The organism is Bradyrhizobium sp. 22, from assembly GCF_000482425.1.
Taxonomy (GTDB): Bacteria; Pseudomonadota; Alphaproteobacteria; order Rhizobiales; family Xanthobacteraceae; genus Bradyrhizobium; species Bradyrhizobium japonicum_B.
Genome location: NZ_KI519400.1, coordinates 681324 through 698101 on the forward strand (window position 1 = coordinate 681324; position 16778 = coordinate 698101).

The following is a 16778-nucleotide window of genomic DNA, read 5'->3' on the forward strand; positions in this document are numbered from 1 at the left end:
ATTTCCTAGCCGAGGCCCATCTTCTTGAAGGTCTTGCTGATCCAGGACCCCTGATTCTCGCTCGGCTCGAGACCGCCGGATTTTACAAGATTATAGGCGTCCTTGTACCAGCGGCTGTCAGGAAAATTGTGGCCAAGCACGGCCGCCGCGGTCTGCGCCTCGCCGACGATGCCGATCGCCATATAGGCTTCGGTCAGCCGGTACAGCGCTTCCTCGACATGGCGGGTGGTCTGGTACTGGGTGACGACGGTCTTGTAGCGGTTGATCGCCGCCGTGTAGTCGCGCTTCTGCGCATAGTAGCGGCCGACGTTCATTTCCTTGCCGGCGAGCTGGTCGCGCGCACCTTCGATCTTGGCCTTGGCGGACGTCGCATATTCCGAGTTCGGATATTTGCGCACCACCTCTTCCAGCGCGGCGATCGCCTTCTCGGTGCGGGTCTGGTCGCGGCTGATGTCCGGGATCTGGTCGTAATGGGAGGCCGCGATCAGATATTGCGCATAGGCCGCATCCGGGCTGCCGGGATGCAGCGTGACGTAGCGGGTGGCCGCGCCGATGCAGCCGTCGTAGTCGCCGCTCTGATAGGACGCATAGGCGGACATCAGCAGTGATTTACGGGCCCAGTCGGAATAAGGATGCTGGCGGTCGACCTCTTCGAACTTCTTGTTCGCCGCCTTCATGTCCTTCTTCTCGTTCATGAGGTACAGGCCCTCATTGTAGATCTTGTCGGCGGGCTCCTCGACGAAGGTGTCGTCCTTGGCGGTGAACTTGTCCCAGAGCGCACCCGTGCCGCATCCGGCGAGCGGCAGCGCGAGCAGGATGAAGGTGACGGCCTGAAGCAGCCCACGAGCTCGCAAGGAGATCGAGAAATATCCGCGCGTCATACGCTGTGCCGACATGAGTTTAAGCCCTGACGCCCTGTGATGCGGTGCCCGCCAGCCCATGACCCCGTCACGGGCGCGAAATGGTGCCGTGGTGCCTGCCATGCGACCACGCCGATGGATCCTAAAAGCGATCTTTAACCAACCGGATAGGCAGGCAATTCGCCCGGATTAAGGCGAACTTGCCGCAATGCTAGCCGATCATGGTTACCAGGAGTTTCCCGGGGGTGCGCCGCGGCCGGAGGCCCGCGGCAACTGCTCTGTTCAGGACACGTCCGGCCCGTAGGCCGCCGCAACCCGGCCGCCGACGATCCCGCGGCCAACTTCGCCCACGGGACGCGTGGTGCGGCGGATCGCCTCGCCCTCGACCACCCGCCAGGCGGTCCGATCGGCCAACAACGCAGTCAGGACGGCATGGTTGAGCTTGTGGCCGCCACGCACCGAGCGGTAGGCGCCCAGCAGCGGCAGGCCGGCCAGCGAGAGATCGCCGATCACGTCCAGCACCTTGTGGCGGGCGCATTCATCGGCGTAGCGCAGGCCTTCGGTGTTGAGCAGCCGCTCGTCGTCGAACACGACGGTGTTGTCGAAGGAGGCGCCGAGGGCATAACCCGCGCTCCAGAGCCGCGCGACATCGGACATCAGACCGAAGGTCCGGGCCCGGCCGACTTCGCGGCGGAAACGTTCCGGGTTGAGGTCGAAAGTGTAAGCCTGCTGGCCGATCACGGGATTGGTGAAATCGATCTCGACCTCGACACAGAACCCGTTGGCGTAGGGCCTGATTTCGCCGAAGGAATCGCCGATCTTGACCGAGATCGGCTTCAAGACCTGAATGAAGCGGCGTTGTGCCGGCTGGGTCACGATGCCGGCCTGGTCGATCGCCGCAATGAAGGCCGCGGCGCTGCCGTCCATGATCGGCACTTCCGGACCGTCGATCTCGATGGTGGCGTTGTCGACACCCATGCCCCGCAGTGCAGCAAGAACATGCTCGGCCGTGGACACCAGCGGACCGCTGCGATCGCCGAGGACGGTGGCGAAGTCGGTCGCGATCACCTGATCGGCCGTCGCCTGAACTTCGCGATCACTTCCCTCAAGGCCTGTCCGGATAAAAACAAAACCCGCGTCGACAGGCGCGGGCCCAAGCGTGAGAGTGACGGGAAGACCGGAATGAACGCCCACGCCTGCCACGGAGGCTTGCGCACCAAGCGTTGTTTGCCGGCTAAATTTCATCAGGAACCCGCCCCACTACGACCCATTGCGACTTATACGAGACCAACTTGCCCGGCCAGTGCCGGCGCCGCGAATCCGTATCCCCAAGTCACGGCAAACCATAATCACTGCCCCAAACAGCGCCAACTCACGCTTTTTTACCGATTGTTACCCCAAACCCGCCGTATTCGCGCCAAGGCTTAACCAAATTGCGCCGAGCTTTTGGGCCGCCGCCGGCAATTCTACCGAACACCCAAACGCGTAATTAATCATTTAAAATCAGCTGCTTGATTGCACAATCCGGGCATGCACGGGAGCAAAGAAAAGGTCCCGGCAAGCTGGTTGCCGGGACCTGTTTTCGTCTGCCTTATTGTAACAATCCTCAGGTCGCCTGCCGCCGCAGGAAGGCCGGGATATCAAGATGGTCGTCGCCCTGTGGCGCCGGCGCAACAGGCGCGGGACGGCCATGCATGTCCAAGCCCTGCGGGGCCGGACGGCGAGCGTACTCGGATACCGGTTCGTTCGATGCGATCTGCTGTGCCACGGTCTTCTGCGGCCGGCGCTCGGGCAGCGGCGGCATCGCGGGGCCGGTGGTGCGGGCCGCAACGGGCGCCTCGCTTTCCTCGTCGCGACGGCCGAGGCCGACATTGGCGAGGCGCTGCAGCAAGGACAGGCGGCTCTTCTGCGGCGCCTCCTCCTCGACCTCACCGCGCGCCTGGCGCAGCTCGGCCTGGGCCGGCATCGGCAGTTCGTCGATGCGCGGCATCCTGGGCGTGCGGACCGGGCGCTCGGCCTGCGGCGGGATGAAGGTTTCGGGCGTCATCGGCTCCTGCATCACGGCCGGAGCCTGCTCGGGCTCCGGAAACAGGGTCGGCTTCTGCGCGATCGGGCGCACGGTGACGTCGCCGTAGGTCTGCATCGGCGCCGGGGCCTGCGGAACGTCGGCAACCGCAGCCGCGATGGCGGCGAGCGCGGCGCGCTCGACGTTCGGACGGGGCGCCATCGGCGCGGCAGCAACCGGAGCCTGGCTTGCGGCCGGGATCTGCGCTTCCAGCTTCTGGGCGCGCTCGGCCATGCGCTGGTTGTCGGCGCGGAGCCGCGCGGTCAGGTCGGCGAGACGGCTCTCGGCGGCCGCGGCCGGAGCGGCGGGCGCCTGCTGCGCCTGCGGCGCCGGGTTTGCGACGGGGGCGGAGGTGGCCTGGCTGTTGCGGGCGATCGCGGCCTGCTCGATGCCGGTGGCGACGACCGAGACGCGGATCAGGCCGTCGAGCGCTTCGTCGAAGGTCGCGCCGACGATGATGTTGGCGTCCTGGTCGACCTCCTCGCGGATGCGGGTCGCGGCTTCGTCGACCTCGAACAGAGTGAGGTCCTTGCCGCCGGTGATCGAGATCAGGAGGCCCTTGGCGCCCTTCATCGAGCTATCATCGATCAGCGGGTTGGCGATCGCGGCTTCCGCGGCAGTCAGCGCGCGCTTGTCGCCGGAGGCTTCGCCGGTGCCCATCATCGCCTTGCCCATCTCGCGCATGACGGCGCGGACGTCGGCGAAGTCGAGGTTGATCAGGCCTTCCTTGACCATCAGGTCGGTGATGCAGGCGACGCCCGAATAGAGCACCTGGTCGGCCATCGCGAAGGCGTCGGCGAAGGTGGTCTTCTCGTTGGCGACCCGGAACAGGTTCTGGTTCGGGATGATCAGCAGCGTGTCCACGACCTTGTGCAGCTCGGCGATGCCGGCTTCGGCGGTGCGCATGCGGCGGCCGCCTTCGAAGTGGAACGGCTTGGTCACGACGCCGACGGTGAGGATGCCCATGTCGCGCGCGGTCTTGGCGATCACGGGAGCTGCACCGGTGCCGGTGCCGCCGCCCATGCCGGCGGTGACGAACACCATGTTGGCGCCCGAGAGATGGTCGCGCAGCTCGTCGATCACCTCTTCCGCCGCCGCGGCGCCGACGTTCGGCTGCGAGCCGGCGCCCAACCCTTGCGTGACCGCGGTGCCCATCTGCACGATGCGCTGCGCCTTCGACATCGTCAGCGCCTGCGCGTCGGTGTTGGCGACCACGAAGTCGACGCCCTGAAGGCCGGCCGTGATCATGTTGTTGACGGCGTTGCCACCGGCGCCGCCGACGCCGAACACGGTGATCCGGGGCTTCAGTTCGTGAATATCAGGAACATTGATGCTGATGGTCATGGTTGCCTCTCGATCACGCGCGCGTGGGTTCGCCCCGGCCGGCGGCCGCGGGTGTTGGTGAAAGTCGGGAATTGCGGAAATGAATCATCAGAAGCCCTCGCGTAGCCATCGTCCGACCTTTCCGAAATAACCGCCGGTCCCTGTCTTGACCTGGTGCCGCGTATGCCGCGGTTCGACATGTTCGAGGTGAACATATTGCGGGTAGACGAGGAGTCCGGCCGGCACCGCGAACGCGGCGTTCTTCGCCTCGTTGGGCAGCCGGCCGAAGCCGAGCGGACGTCCGACCCGCACGGGCCGGCCGAGAATCTGGGTACCGAGCTCGACGAGGCCGGTGAGCTGCGAGGCTCCGCCCGAGAGCACGACGCGGCCGTTGGGCTCTGAGGCGAAGGGCGAATCCTTCAGCTTGTCCCGAACCATTTCGAAGACTTCCTCGGCACGGTGCTTGACGATGTTGGCGATGGTGGCGCGGGAGACGATCTGCGGCAGATCCTGCTCGTCACCGGCTGTCGGCACAGACATCAGCTCACGCGAGTCCGATCCGCCGGTGATGACGGTGCCGTATAACGTCTTGATTCGCTCGGCATCGGCAATGGTCGCGGAGAGTCCGCGCGCCAGATCCATCGTGATGTGTTGCCCGCCGACCGCAAAACCCGCCGCATGCACGAAACGGCCGCCTGAATAAACGGCAATCGTGGTGGTGCCGGCGCCCATCTCGACGACGGCAGCGCCGAGATCGGCCTCGTCGTCGGTCAGCACCGACAGGCCGGCCACATAAGGACTCGCTGCCATGGCTTCGACATTGATGTGGCAGCGTTCGACCGCCAGCATCAGGTTCCGCGCCACGGTGGCGTCGCAGGTGACGACGTTCATGTCGACGCCGAACTGATGGGCAACCATGCCGCGGGGGTCGCGGATGCCCTTGACGCCATCGAGCGTGTAGCCGACCGGCAGCGCGTGCAGCACGGTGCGGCCCTCGCCGGTGGCGTGACGCATGCCGGTGGAGGTGACGCGGCTGACGTCGGCTTGCGTCACCGCACCACCCCGGATGTCGGCGGCGGCTTCGACCAGCTGGCCCGACAGCCGGCCGCCGGAGACCGAGAGCAGCACGGACTCGACCCGCACCTTGGCCATCTTCTCCGCGAGCGCGACGGCCTGGCGCACCGCCTGCTCGCATTCACCGAGATCGATCACCGCGCCGGACTTCATGCCGCGCGACTGGATCTGGCTGTATCCGATCAATTCCACCGCATGGGTGCGGCCGCGCAGCGCCTCGCTCGGCGGCGACGGCTTCAGCCGCGCGATCATGCAGGCGATCTTGCTGGTGCCGATGTCGAGGCAGGCGACGAGGCCGCCGCGCTTGTGCGGCATCGGGCGCGTCTTCGGCGTCTGGGTGCGATCGAGACCGGTCATGCGGAATCCCCGGCCTTCTTTTTCTTCTTGTCCTTGAACAGATCCTCGCGAGCCTTGGCGGCGTCCTCCGACAGCTGCACCACCAGCCGATCGGGCAGGCGCATGTCGACGGCGACGATGTCGCGGGAGAACAGCCTGTCCTCCTTGTCGAGCCTGGACAGCATCGCGAGCGCGTTGCCGACGTCCTGCTCGGGCAGACGGATGTCGAGGCCGTCCTTGAGCCTCAGATTCCAGCGCCGCTCGCCGACGTAGATCGCGGCTTTCGTCACCGCATTGACCTGCGGATAGCGCGCCAGCAGCGCCAGGAAATCGCGCGCCTGGGTCTCGGCGCCCTTGCCGACCACGAGCGGCAGCGTCAGGAAGCGACGCGAGACGTAGGGCTCGAGCACGGCGCCGTCATCGGCGATGACCGAGAGCCGGCCGGCCTCCTGCCACAGCGCGAACGCCTTGCGCTCGGTGAGCTCGATCATGAGCTGGCCCGGATAGAGCTTCAGCACGGTCGCATCCGCGATCCAGGGATTGGCCTTGAGCTTGTCGCGCACCGCGTCGGCGTCGAGGAACAGCAGCGAAGACCGGCCGCTGACGCCGCCGATCGCCAGGATCTCGTCCTGGGTGAGCTGCTTGCGGCCGTTGATCACGACGGAGGTGATGCGGAATCCGGCGGAATTGGCCAGCGCGTTGCGGGCGTCGCTGACCGCGGTGATGAAATCCTGGAGATGGCCGCCCTTGACGATGCCGAAGCCGCAGCTGCCGATCAGCAGCAGAACGGTCATGCTGATTCCGACACGGCGCGGCAGATAGCGCTCGACCAGCGCGACCACGCGCGGCGGCGGCTCGCGCTCGACGACGGCCTTTGCCCTGGTCTTGTCCTTGGCGGCGGCACGCGCCGCCTCAAGTCTTTCCTGGCGCTTGTCCTGCACCCACTCGCGCAGAAGCACGACCGCTCCGACAGCGGCCGCCTTCAGGTCAGCTTGGGGCCTCAGCGATCTGAAAAGAGACCGGGTGAGGCTTCCTGCTCCATCCATTGCACGAGCTCGTCAACAGTTTGGCCGCGACATCGCGCGGATCCTGGCGAACATGACGTCCTGGACGTGCCGGGCCGGGTGCTGGTCTTCAGCAGAAGAAAACCTCTCCCCTTCAAAGCGTTCGCTGGAGGTGACATCACCCGCGACAGCTCACGCGCCGGCAGCCAAAGCGCCATATGCGCCGCCAGCGTTAACCTTCGGACGTCCTGGTAAACAAAAGGTAAAATTCGTTAACGTCCGGCGCATTTTGCCGGGCCATGTGAGGCATTTGTGCCGCGATGTCCGGCATTTTACCGGTTTTGGACGCCAAACCGGCCCGTTTCGCCGATCCGGCCGTTAACCAGTCCTAATTATTTCCGCACGCCCCGCTGCGCGAGCTCCACCAGGTCGCGCAGGAAGTCGACGAATGCGATGCCCTCGGCTTTCAGCGCCTTGGGGTAGAGCGAGGACTTGGTCAGCCCGGGCAGCGTGTTGGTCTCGAGATAGACGAGGCCCTTGTCCGAGACGATGAAATCCGACCGGGAATAGCCGGTGCATGACATCGCGCGGTGCGCCAGCATCGCCTGCGCCTTCAGCGCGGCGGTGATCTCGGGCGCGAAACGGCCGGGGCAGATCTCCTGGGTCGATTTCAGGAGATATTTCGCGGCGTAGTCGAAATTGCCCTCGCCCGGAATGATCTCGATCGGCGGCAGCGCGATGATCGAGCCATCGGTGCGCTCCAGCACACCGCAGGTCGCCTCGACGCCGGCGATGTAGGGCTCGATGACATACTCTTCGTGCTTGGCCGCGTTACGGACGGCGACGAGATCCTGCTTGGCGTTGACGAAGATCAGGCCGTAGCTCGATCCGTCGCGCGCCGGCTTCGCGATCAGCCTGCCGTATTCGGCAAAGGCCTCGTCGATGTTGTCGAGCGCAACGTTTGCCGGCGGCGTCACACCGCCGAGGGCGGCAAACCGCTTGGCCGCGACCTTGTCGAAGGCAAGATGCGAGGAGGCCGAGCCTGAGCCGGTGAAGGGCACGCCGCGCGCCTCGCACATCACCTGCAATTCGCCGTTCTCGGCACGCCCGCCATGCAGACCGAGCACCAGCACGCGCCCCTCGGCCTTGGCCTGGTCGAGTGCCTGCTCCAAGGGAATGCCACGCGTGCCCGGCTTGAACTCGTCCTCGAAGGGGCGAGCATGTTCGAGCAGTTGCTTGGACTGCACGACATGCACCTTGTCCTCGACGTCCCACCACCAGAGATCCGCCTCGGGCAGCGCCTGATGCAGCGCCTGCGCCGAGGCGACCGAGACAAGACGCTCCCGGTTGGAGCCGCCGAAGAGGATGGTGATGCGCATGTTTCCTCGCATTAGTCATTCCGGGATGGTGCGCAGCACCAGACCCGGAATCTCGAGATTCCGGGTTCGCGCTTCGCGCGCCCCGGAATGACTGTTAAATCGGAATCCCGATCCGCTTGATTTCCCAGTGTAGCTCGATCCCGGAATTTGCCTTCACCCGTTCGCGCACGGTCTCGCCGAGTGTCTCGATGTCGTGCGCGGTGGCATCGCCGGTGTTGATCAGGAAATTGCAGTGCATCTCCGAGACCTGGGCGCCACCGACGCGCAAGCCGCGGCAGCCGGCGGCGTCGACCAGCTTCCAGGCGGAATGGCCGGGCGGATTCTTGAAGGTGGAGCCGCCGGTCTTCTCGCGGATCGGCTGCGCGGTTTCGCGATGGTTTTGCACCTCCGCCATGCGCGCGCGGATCGCATCCGCGTCCCTGGTCTCACCACGAAAGCGCGCGGAGGTGAAGATGATGGAAGGATCGACGCCGCTGCTCCTGTAGACGAACTTCATGTCGGCGTTGGAGAACACGTGCTTGGTGCCGTCGCGGCCGACGCCCCTCGCCTCGATCAGCACGTCCTTGGTCTCGCCGCCGTTGGCGCCCGCATTCATGCGCAAGGCTCCGCCGATCGTGCCGGGAATGCCAAAATAGAATTCGAGCCCGCCGATATTGGCGGCGGCGGCGACTTCCGCCACCCGCTTGTCGAGCGCAGCGGCGCCGGCGGTGACGACCTCGCCGCTCGCGCTGGCCTCGCCGAAGGCCCGCGGCGAAAGGCGGATCACCACGCCCGCGATGCCGCCGTCGCGCACGATGAGGTTGGAGCCGACGCCGACGACGTAAACCGGAATGTCGGCAGCAAGGTGCGCGAGGAAGTAAGCCAGATCGTCCTCGTCCGCCGGCGTGAACAGCACCTGCGCGGGGCCGCCGACGCGAAACCAGGTGAGTTCGGCCAGCGACTGGTTGGCGAGCAGCCGGCCACGAAGTTCCGGCATCGCGGCTTTGAGAGTGGGCGTGATGTCGGGGAAGCTCACCACCCTACCCCAGCGCCTTCAATTCGCCGGGCAATGCATACGCCCATTGCGTGATATTGCCGGCGCCGAGGCACACGACGAGATCGCCCGGCTTCGCGAGCCCCTTGACGATGCCCCCGAGCTCTGATGCCGCCGGCAGCGGGATCACCTCGCGATGGCCGTGCGCGCGCAAGCCGGCGACGAAATGGTCGCGGTCGATGCCCTCGATCGGCGCTTCGCCGGCGGCATAGACGTCGGCAACGATCACCGAGTCGGCGTCGTTGAAACAGGTGCAGAACTCCTCGAACAGCGATTGCAGGCGGGTGTAACGATGCGGCTGCACCACGGCGATCACCTTGCCGGTGTAGGAATCGCGCGCCGCTTTCAGCACGGCTGCGATCTCCACGGGGTGATGGCCGTAATCGTCGATGACGGTGACGCCGTTCCACTCGCCGGTCTTGGTGAAGCGGCGCTTGACGCCGCCGAAGCCGGCCATCGCCTTGCGGATCGCCTCGTCCGAGACGCCGAGCGCATGCGCGACCGCAATCGCCGCCGTCGCGTTCGAGGCGTTGTGCCGGCCCGGCATCGGCAGCGCGAGGTCGGCGATCTCGTGCATGGTGCCGGCCTTGCGGTCGCGGATCACGACCTTGAATTTCGAGCCGCCGCCGCCCGCGGTGAGATCGACCAGCCGCGCATCGGCCTGCGGATTCTCGCCGTAGGTGATGATGCGGCGGTCCTCGATCTTGCCGACGAGGCTCTGCACCACGGGATGATCGATGCACATCACGGCAAAGCCGTAGAACGGCAGGTTCTCGACGAAATGACGGAAGGCGTCCTGCACGGCCTCGAAGGTCTTGAAGTGATCGAGGTGCTCGGGGTCGACATTGGTGACGATGGCGACATCGGTCGGCAGCTTCAGGAACGTGCCGTCGCTCTCGTCGGCCTCCACCACCATCCAGTCGCCGGCCCCCAGCCGCGCGTTGGAGCCATAGGCATTGATGATGCCGCCGTTGATCACGGTGGGATCGAGCCCGCCGGCGTCGAGCAGCGTCGCGACCATCGTCGTCGTCGTGGTCTTGCCGTGCGTGCCGGCGATGGCGACGCAGCTCTTCAGCCGCATCAGCTCGGCCAGCATCTCGGCGCGGCGCACCACGGGAATGCGACGTTCGCGCGCGGCCATCAATTCCGGATTGTCGCGCTTGATCGCGGAGGACACCACCACGACCTCGGCGCCGTCGACATTCTCGGCCTTGTGCCCGACTGAGACCTTCGCCCCCTTCTTGCGCAGACGGTCGAGATTGTAATTGTCGGAAGCGTCCGAGCCCTGCACGGCATAACCGAGATTGACCAGCACCTCGGCGATCCCGCTCATGCCGATCCCGCCGATCCCGACGAAGTGGATGGGTCCGATCTCGCGCGGCAGTCTCATGGCTGTATCTCTGTCTAGTCCGGCTGCGGCCGCGGCATTACCCCCGTCGTGGCCGGCCAGCGGCGAATCTCCTCCACTTCATGCAAGACCGGACGGATCGGGACAAGCCCGGTACGGCCTCCAAACGAGGTAATTTCCCGGTTGGATGCCCCATTTTGGCCCGTTTCGCGGATCGCGAGGCTCGCACTCGGATCACGGGGGACCATGTCGCCGCTGCGGTCAGATGGAGCCGGTTCGCGCGGCCGCCTCATCCTGGAGATCGAGCACGCGAAGATAGTTGCGCAGGCGATTGGCCTCGAGTGCGCCAAGGAGCTTGTTCTGATGATACGGCAACAGGAGATCGGCGAGCGGCGCGCTCCAGGGCGCGTCCAGATCGAAGATCACGCCGAGCCCGAATACGGCCGGGATCTCGGCAAAGCCGAACTCGCGGCCGCCCCTGAGCGCGTCGGCCAGAAAGTCGTCGATCGCCGTCATCACGCCATTGCGCGCACCGCCGGAGACCTCGGCAAACGCGAACTGGCCCATGCCGCGAAAGCCTCGCCCATCGACCAGGCCTGCCTGACCGGGAACCGCACCGGCGTCAAAGCTGTAGGCATGGCGATACTCGGGTGGAATTCGTTGGGGCGCATAGTAGAAATCGCGCCGACCACACGGCCAGCCGATGTCGTGCACAAAGGCCAGAAGCGGCTTGCCGGCGCGACGGCTGATCGCATCGATGTGGCCGAGCTCGTTGTAGACCGTGTACCAGTTGTGATCGCCATCGACGACCCAGGCATCGGCCTCGTCGACATCGGCGAACGCCTCCAGGCTCGTTTTTGCGAGATGGCGAACGTCCGATGTGGTCTTCAGCCACTCCATGAATTCGTGCTTCGGCGCGGGATCGATGGCGGTGAGGCGTCCGCCGCGCTCACGACAATGCGCGGCAAGGAAGGGCGACATGCCTCCGTATTCCGAGCCGATCTCGACGATCTCGCGCGCATCCGCGAGCCCGAGTGCCTCGAGGACCAGATCGGAAAACTCCGCGAGGGAGTGAATCAGCAAGCCTGCCACAAGCAAATTCTCCATCGGGCACGATTGAACATGCCGCGCGTGCGACCATCGGGCCGAGCGACCCGTGTGCAGGCTTGAACGGCGCGGACGCTAAATTCCGGCGGTTTTCACCACGAGGTCGGCGAGCCTCTCGGCCGCATCGAGCCGACCTGCCCCCTTCGCAGCCGCGGCCATGGCGGCAAGGCGCGCCGGCTCGGCGGCGAAGGCAGAGATTTCGGACGCCAGCCGGTCGGAGGTGAACTCGGTCTGCGGGATGCGGATCGCGCCGTCGACCTGGGCCAGCACGCCGGCATTGGCGAACTGGTCCTGATCGATCGAGCCGGGCAACGGCACCAGGATCGAGGGCCGGCCAATCGCCGCGAGCTCGGCGACGGTGCCCGCGCCGGAGCGCGACACGACCAAGTGGTTGGAGGCGAGCCGCGCCGGCAGATCGGTGAAGAACGGCGCGAGTTCCACCTTGATCTTGAGCTTGTCATAGACCGCGCGCACGCGGTTCATGTCTTCTTCGCGCACCTGCTGGGTGAGGACGAGGCGGCTCCATAACGCAGGCTCGAGCCGCTCGATCGCGCCGGGCACGATGTCGGCCATGATGCGCGCGCCCTGGCTGCCGCCGACGACGAGCAGGCGCAGCGGGCCGTTCACTTCGGGCGCGGCATAAGGCACAGCGGCGGCGGCGAGCACGGCCGGACGCATCGGCGTGCCGACCGTCGTGGTCTTGCCGGAGAGCGCGGGATCGCGGTCGAGCACCCCGGGCAAGGAGGTCGCGATGGCGCGGACGTGGGCGGACAGGAACCGGTTGGCGCGGCCGAGCACGGCGTTGGCGTCGTGGATGATGCCGGGCACGCCGGCGAATTTCGCCGCGACCAGCGGCGGCAACGTCGGATAGCCGCCGAAGCCGACGACGGCGACGGGCTTCAAGCGCTTGATCAGGCGATACGCGGAGAGCGTGCCGGCGGCGAGCGTGAAGCCGGCATAGGCGAGTTGCAGCGGATTGCGGCCGCGCGCGGTCTCGCTGGCCACGACGTCGATCATGTCCTTGCTGAACAGCCCGCTATAGCGCAACGCGCGCTCGTCGGTGACGAGGCGGACGCAATAGCCGCGCCGGATCAATTCGACGCCGAGCGCCTCGGCCGGAAACAGATGGCCGCCGGTGCCGCCCGCGGCAAGAAGAATCAGGGGGGAGTTGTCCATAATGGAGGAGGTTTACAGTGTCTCAGCCGTCATTGCGAGCGCAGCGAAGCAATCCAGAATCCCTCCGCGGAGACAGCCTGGATTGCTTCGTCGCTTCGCTCCTCGCAATGACGAGCTAAGCGTAACTGCGCATCGCCTCGGCGTGGCCGCTGGCTTCGACCTCGGTGCGTGGGCGCAGCCGCGTCAGCGCCAGCATCATGCCGACGCCGTAGGCGAGCGACACGATCGAGGAGCCGCCATAGGAGATGAACGGTAGCGTCATGCCCTTGGCCGGGATGAGCTGGAGGTTGACCGACATGTTGATCGCCGCCTGCACGCCGAACAGGATCGCCAGACCCGAGGCGGCAAAGCGCGAGAACATGTCCTCATTGGCATAGGCGCGCGACAGCGTACGGAGGACGACGAAGGCGAACAGCGCCAGCATGGCCAGGCATAGGATGATGCCGAACTCCTCGGCAGCGACGGCGAATACGAAGTCGGTGTGGCTGTCCGGCAGGCTACGCTTGGCGATGCCCTCGCCCGGCCCGAGGCCAAACCAGCCGCCGTTGTAGAAGGCTTCCATGGCGGTATCGACCTGGAAGGTGTCGCCGGAGGCCGGATTCATGAAGCGCCTGATACGCCCCGCCACGTGCGGGACGAACAGATAGGCGCTGAACAGGCCGGCGGCGCCAAGGCCTGCGAGACCGAACACCCAGATCATGCGCATGCCCGCGATGAAGAACAGCGAGCCCCACACCATCAGGACCAGCATGGTCTGGCCGAAGTCGGGCTCCATCACCAGCAGCGCGACCAGCATCAAGAGCAGCACCAGTGCCATCGTGGTCGCCGGCATCTCCGGGCGCCTGGTCGATTCCGCGAACAGCCATGCCGCGATCACGACGAACGACGGCTTTGCGATCTCGGAAGCCTGGATGTTGACGCCGAGCAGCGTGATCCAGCGCCGCGAGCCCTTCACCTCCGGGCCGATGGCGAGCGTCAGCACGATCAGGACGATGCTGATCGCGAAGATGATCAGCGCGCTGCGGCGGATCGAGCGCGGCGACAGGAAGGACACTCCGAGCAGGACGATGCAGGACGGCAGCAGGAACAGCACGTGGCGGCTGAAGAAGTGGAAGGGCTCGAGCCCGATGCGGGTCGCAACCGGCGGGCTCGCCGCCAGCGACAGGATCACCCCGGTCAGCATCAAAGCCAGGATCGCGCCCATCAGCGGCTTGTCGACGGTCCACCACCACTCGGAAAAGGGGGTGCGTTCTTCACGGGAGAGCATGGGCGGCCGCTTTCGGACGGAGGTCCGTCCATTGGTCGCCGAGGTTGGTTACCGGAGGGTTAATAGCTTGTTCAAGTTTTGAAGAGTCTCGTGCCCCGGATGCAGCGCAGCGCCTTTTGCGGTGCGCTGCAGAGCCGGGGCCCATCTTTCTCTGATACCTTCCGAGAATTTTTCTGGGTTCCGGCTCTGCGGAGCGTCACTTCGTGCCGCACCGCGTCCGGGACACGAGACCGCTCACACCACCGGCTTCACACCCGGCAGCGCCTGCACCAGCTCGCGGAACCTGGTGCCGCGGATCTCGAAGTTGCGGTACTGGTCGAAGGAGGCGCAGGCGGGGGACAGCAGCACGACGGCGTCGGTGAGGCCTGCGGCGGCCGCATCGCGCGCGGCGTGCGCGACGGCGACGTCGAGCGTCTGGCTGATCTCGTGCGGCACCTGCGTGCCCAGCGTTCCCGAAAATTCCTGCGCGGCCTCGCCGATCAGATAGGCTTTTCGGATGCGCGGGAAGAAACCGGTCAGGCTGGTAATGCCGCCGGCCTTGGGCTTGCCGCCGGCGATCCAGAAGATATCCGAAAATGACGACAGCGCGTGCGCGGTGGCGTCGGCGTTGGTGCCCTTGGAATCGTTGACGAACAGCACGTTGCCGCGGCGGCCGACCTGCTCCATGCGGTGGGCAAGACCGGGAAAGCTGCGCAGGCCGTTCTGCAGCACCTCCAAGCTGATGTCCATCGCCAGCGCGGCGGCGGCGGCACAGGCCGCGTTCTGCGCGTTGTGCTGGCCGCGCAGCGAGCCGATGCCGCCGAGCGCGGCCACTTCGCTGCGGGCGCCGCCCGACGAACGCACGATGTCGCCATGCTCGACATAGATACCGCTCGCCAGCGGGTTCTTGACGGAGATGCGCACCACGTTCTTGCCGGCACGGTCGAGCCGGTCGGCGATGTCGCGGCAGAAGCCGTCGTCGACGCCGACGATCGCCGTGCCGCCGTCCTGCACGCCGGCGACGAGGCGCTCCTTCACGGCGGCATAATGCTCGATGGTGCCGTGGCGGTCGATATGGTCCTCGCTGACATTGAGCAGAATGCCGACTGAGGGATCGAGCGAGGGCGTGAGGTCGATCTGGTAGGACGACATCTCGATGACATGGACGCGGCCCATGCGCGGCGGTTCCAGCGACAGGATCGCGGTGCCGATATTGCCGCCCATCTGGGTGTCGTAACCGGCGACCTTGGTGAGATGCGCGATCAGCGCCGTCGTGGTCGACTTGCCGTTGGTGCCGGTGATGGCGATGAACGGCGCATCCGGCGCGTGGCGCCGCCGCTCGCGGCAGAACAGCTCGATGTCGCCGATCACCTCACAGCCGGCCTCGCGCGCCTTCAGCACGCTCCAATGCGGCACCGGATGGGTCAGCGGCACGCCGGGCGCCAGCACGAGTGCCGCGAAATTCGCCCAGGACACGCTGCGCAGATCGGCGGTGATGAAACCAGCCTGCGCGGCCTTGGCGACGTTCTCGGCATTGTCGTCGGCGGCGATCACCTCGGCGCCACCCGCCTTCAGCGCGTGGCAGGAGGCGAGCCCCGAGCCGCCGAGGCCGAATACCGCGACGGTCTTGCCGGCGAAGGAGGCGACGGGGATCATCGAGCGATCACCGCAGCTTCAGCGTCGACAGCCCGGCGAGTGCCAGCATCACCGAGATGATCCAGAAGCGGATCACGATCTGCGGCTCGGTCCAGCCGAGCTGCTCGAAATGGTGGTGGATCGGCGCCATCTTGAAGATGCGCTTGCCCGTGAGCTTGAACGACACCACCTGCACGATGACGGAGACCGCCTCCAGCACGAACAGGCCGCCGATCACCGCGAGCACGATCTCGTGCTTCACCGCGACCGCGATGGCGCCGAGCATGCCGCCGAGCGCGAGCGAGCCGGTGTCGCCCATGAAGATCGAAGCTGGTGGAGCATTGAACCAGAGAAAACCGAGGCCGGCACCCAATAGCGCGCCGCAGAGCACCGCGAGCTCGCCGGTGCCGGCGACATATTTGATCTGGAGATACTCGGCGAACACCGCGTTGCCGGCGAGATAGGCGATCATCGCAAAGCTCGCGGTCGCGATCATCACGGGAACGATGGCGAGGCCGTCGAGACCGTCGGTGAGGTTGACCGCGTTGCCGGAGCCGACGATGACGAAGGCGCCGAAGATGACGAAGAACCAGCCGAAGTGCAGCACGGTGTCCTTCAGGAAAGGAATCGTCAGCGCGGTCGAGGCGGGGTCGCGGTTCAGCCGCACCAGCGCGTAGCAGGCCACCAGCGCGATCGCCGCCTCGATCAGGAGGCGAAGCTTGCTGCCGAACCCGGTCGTGGTCTGCTTGGTCACCTTGAGGTAATCGTCATAGAAGCCGACGAAGCCGAAGCCGAGCGTCACCGCCAGCACGATCCAGACATAGGGATTGAGCGGATTGGCCCACAGCACGGTGCCGACGGTGAGACCGGACAGGATCATCAGCCCGCCCATCGTCGGCGTGCCCTTCTTGGCGAGATGCGATTGCGGACCGTCGGTCCGGATCGGCTGGCCCTTGCCCTGGCGGATGCGCAAATGGTCGATGATCCAGGGCCCGAACAGGAACACGAACAGCGCGCCGGTGACCACCGCGCCGCCCGTGCGGAAGGTGATGTAGCGGAAGACGTTCAGGAAGGTGCGGACGGCACCGAAGCCCGGAAATGTGTTGGAGAGCTCGATCAGCCAGTAAAACATTCAGTCGGTCCTATCGCGCCAATGCACGCGGTCTTGGCCTGGGTATTGGCTTGAACGTGC

General features: G+C 66.0%; 13 protein-coding genes. All 13 read right to left on the bottom strand.

The features are described 5' to 3' along the window. Positions 1–5: 5 nt before the first annotated feature. Entirely contained in the window at positions 6–896 is an 891-nt protein-coding gene (locus tag K410_RS0128670) for an outer membrane protein assembly factor BamD (protein ID WP_028138064.1), read from the bottom strand. A gap of 246 nt (positions 897–1142) precedes the next feature. Beyond that, on the bottom strand, positions 1143–2105 hold the full coding sequence (gene lpxC, locus K410_RS0128675; protein WP_028138065.1) for a UDP-3-O-acyl-N-acetylglucosamine deacetylase: 963 nt from the start codon (positions 2103–2105) through the stop codon (positions 1143–1145). Between the two features lie 361 nt (positions 2106–2466). After that, positions 2467–4269 carry a cell division protein FtsZ gene (gene ftsZ / locus K410_RS0128680; protein ID WP_028138066.1) on the bottom strand — a complete coding sequence of 601 codons (1803 nt, stop codon included), beginning with the start codon at positions 4267–4269 and terminating at the stop codon, positions 2467–2469. Between the two features lie 87 nt (positions 4270–4356). Beyond that, on the bottom strand, positions 4357–5679 hold the full coding sequence (gene ftsA / locus K410_RS0128685) for a cell division protein FtsA (protein ID WP_028138067.1): 1323 nt from the start codon (positions 5677–5679) through the stop codon (positions 4357–4359). Next, positions 5676–6704: a cell division protein FtsQ/DivIB gene (locus K410_RS0128690; protein ID WP_028138068.1), complete on the bottom strand. Its 1029-nt coding sequence runs from the start codon at positions 6702–6704 to the stop codon at positions 5676–5678. Before K410_RS0128690 ends, ftsA begins: the two co-directional genes overlap by 4 nt. A 350-nt stretch (positions 6705–7054) precedes the next feature. Further along, positions 7055–8041 carry a D-alanine--D-alanine ligase family protein gene (locus K410_RS0128695; protein WP_028138069.1) on the bottom strand — a complete coding sequence of 329 codons (987 nt, stop codon included), beginning with the start codon at positions 8039–8041 and terminating at the stop codon, positions 7055–7057. A 94-nt stretch (positions 8042–8135) separates the two neighbouring features. After that, entirely contained in the window at positions 8136–9056 is a 921-nt protein-coding gene (gene murB / locus K410_RS0128700) for a UDP-N-acetylmuramate dehydrogenase (RefSeq protein WP_028138070.1), read from the bottom strand. Positions 9057–9060: 4 nt separating this feature from the next. Further along, on the bottom strand, positions 9061–10464 hold the full coding sequence (murC, locus tag K410_RS0128705) for a UDP-N-acetylmuramate--L-alanine ligase (protein WP_028138071.1): 1404 nt from the start codon (positions 10462–10464) through the stop codon (positions 9061–9063). 219 nt (positions 10465–10683) lie between these two features. Further along, positions 10684–11514, bottom strand: coding sequence for a class I SAM-dependent methyltransferase (locus K410_RS0128710; protein WP_028138072.1), 831 nt, complete (start codon positions 11512–11514; stop codon positions 10684–10686). Between the two features lie 90 nt (positions 11515–11604). Next, entirely contained in the window at positions 11605–12705 is a 1101-nt protein-coding gene (murG, locus tag K410_RS0128715) for an undecaprenyldiphospho-muramoylpentapeptide beta-N-acetylglucosaminyltransferase (RefSeq protein WP_028138073.1), read from the bottom strand. A gap of 115 nt (positions 12706–12820) precedes the next feature. Next, the gene (ftsW, locus tag K410_RS0128720; RefSeq protein WP_028138074.1) at positions 12821–13972 is read right to left on the bottom strand and encodes a putative lipid II flippase FtsW; all 1152 of its coding nucleotides are present in this window, start codon (positions 13970–13972) and stop codon (positions 12821–12823) included. Positions 13973–14206: 234 nt separating this feature from the next. Continuing rightward, positions 14207–15607, bottom strand: a complete 1401-nt coding sequence (gene murD / locus K410_RS0128725; protein ID WP_028138075.1) for a UDP-N-acetylmuramoyl-L-alanine--D-glutamate ligase — start codon at positions 15605–15607, stop codon at positions 14207–14209. 7 nt (positions 15608–15614) lie between these two features. Next, positions 15615–16718 carry a phospho-N-acetylmuramoyl-pentapeptide-transferase gene (gene mraY, locus K410_RS0128730; RefSeq protein ID WP_028138076.1) on the bottom strand — a complete coding sequence of 368 codons (1104 nt, stop codon included), beginning with the start codon at positions 16716–16718 and terminating at the stop codon, positions 15615–15617. Positions 16719–16778: the final 60 nt, after the last annotated feature.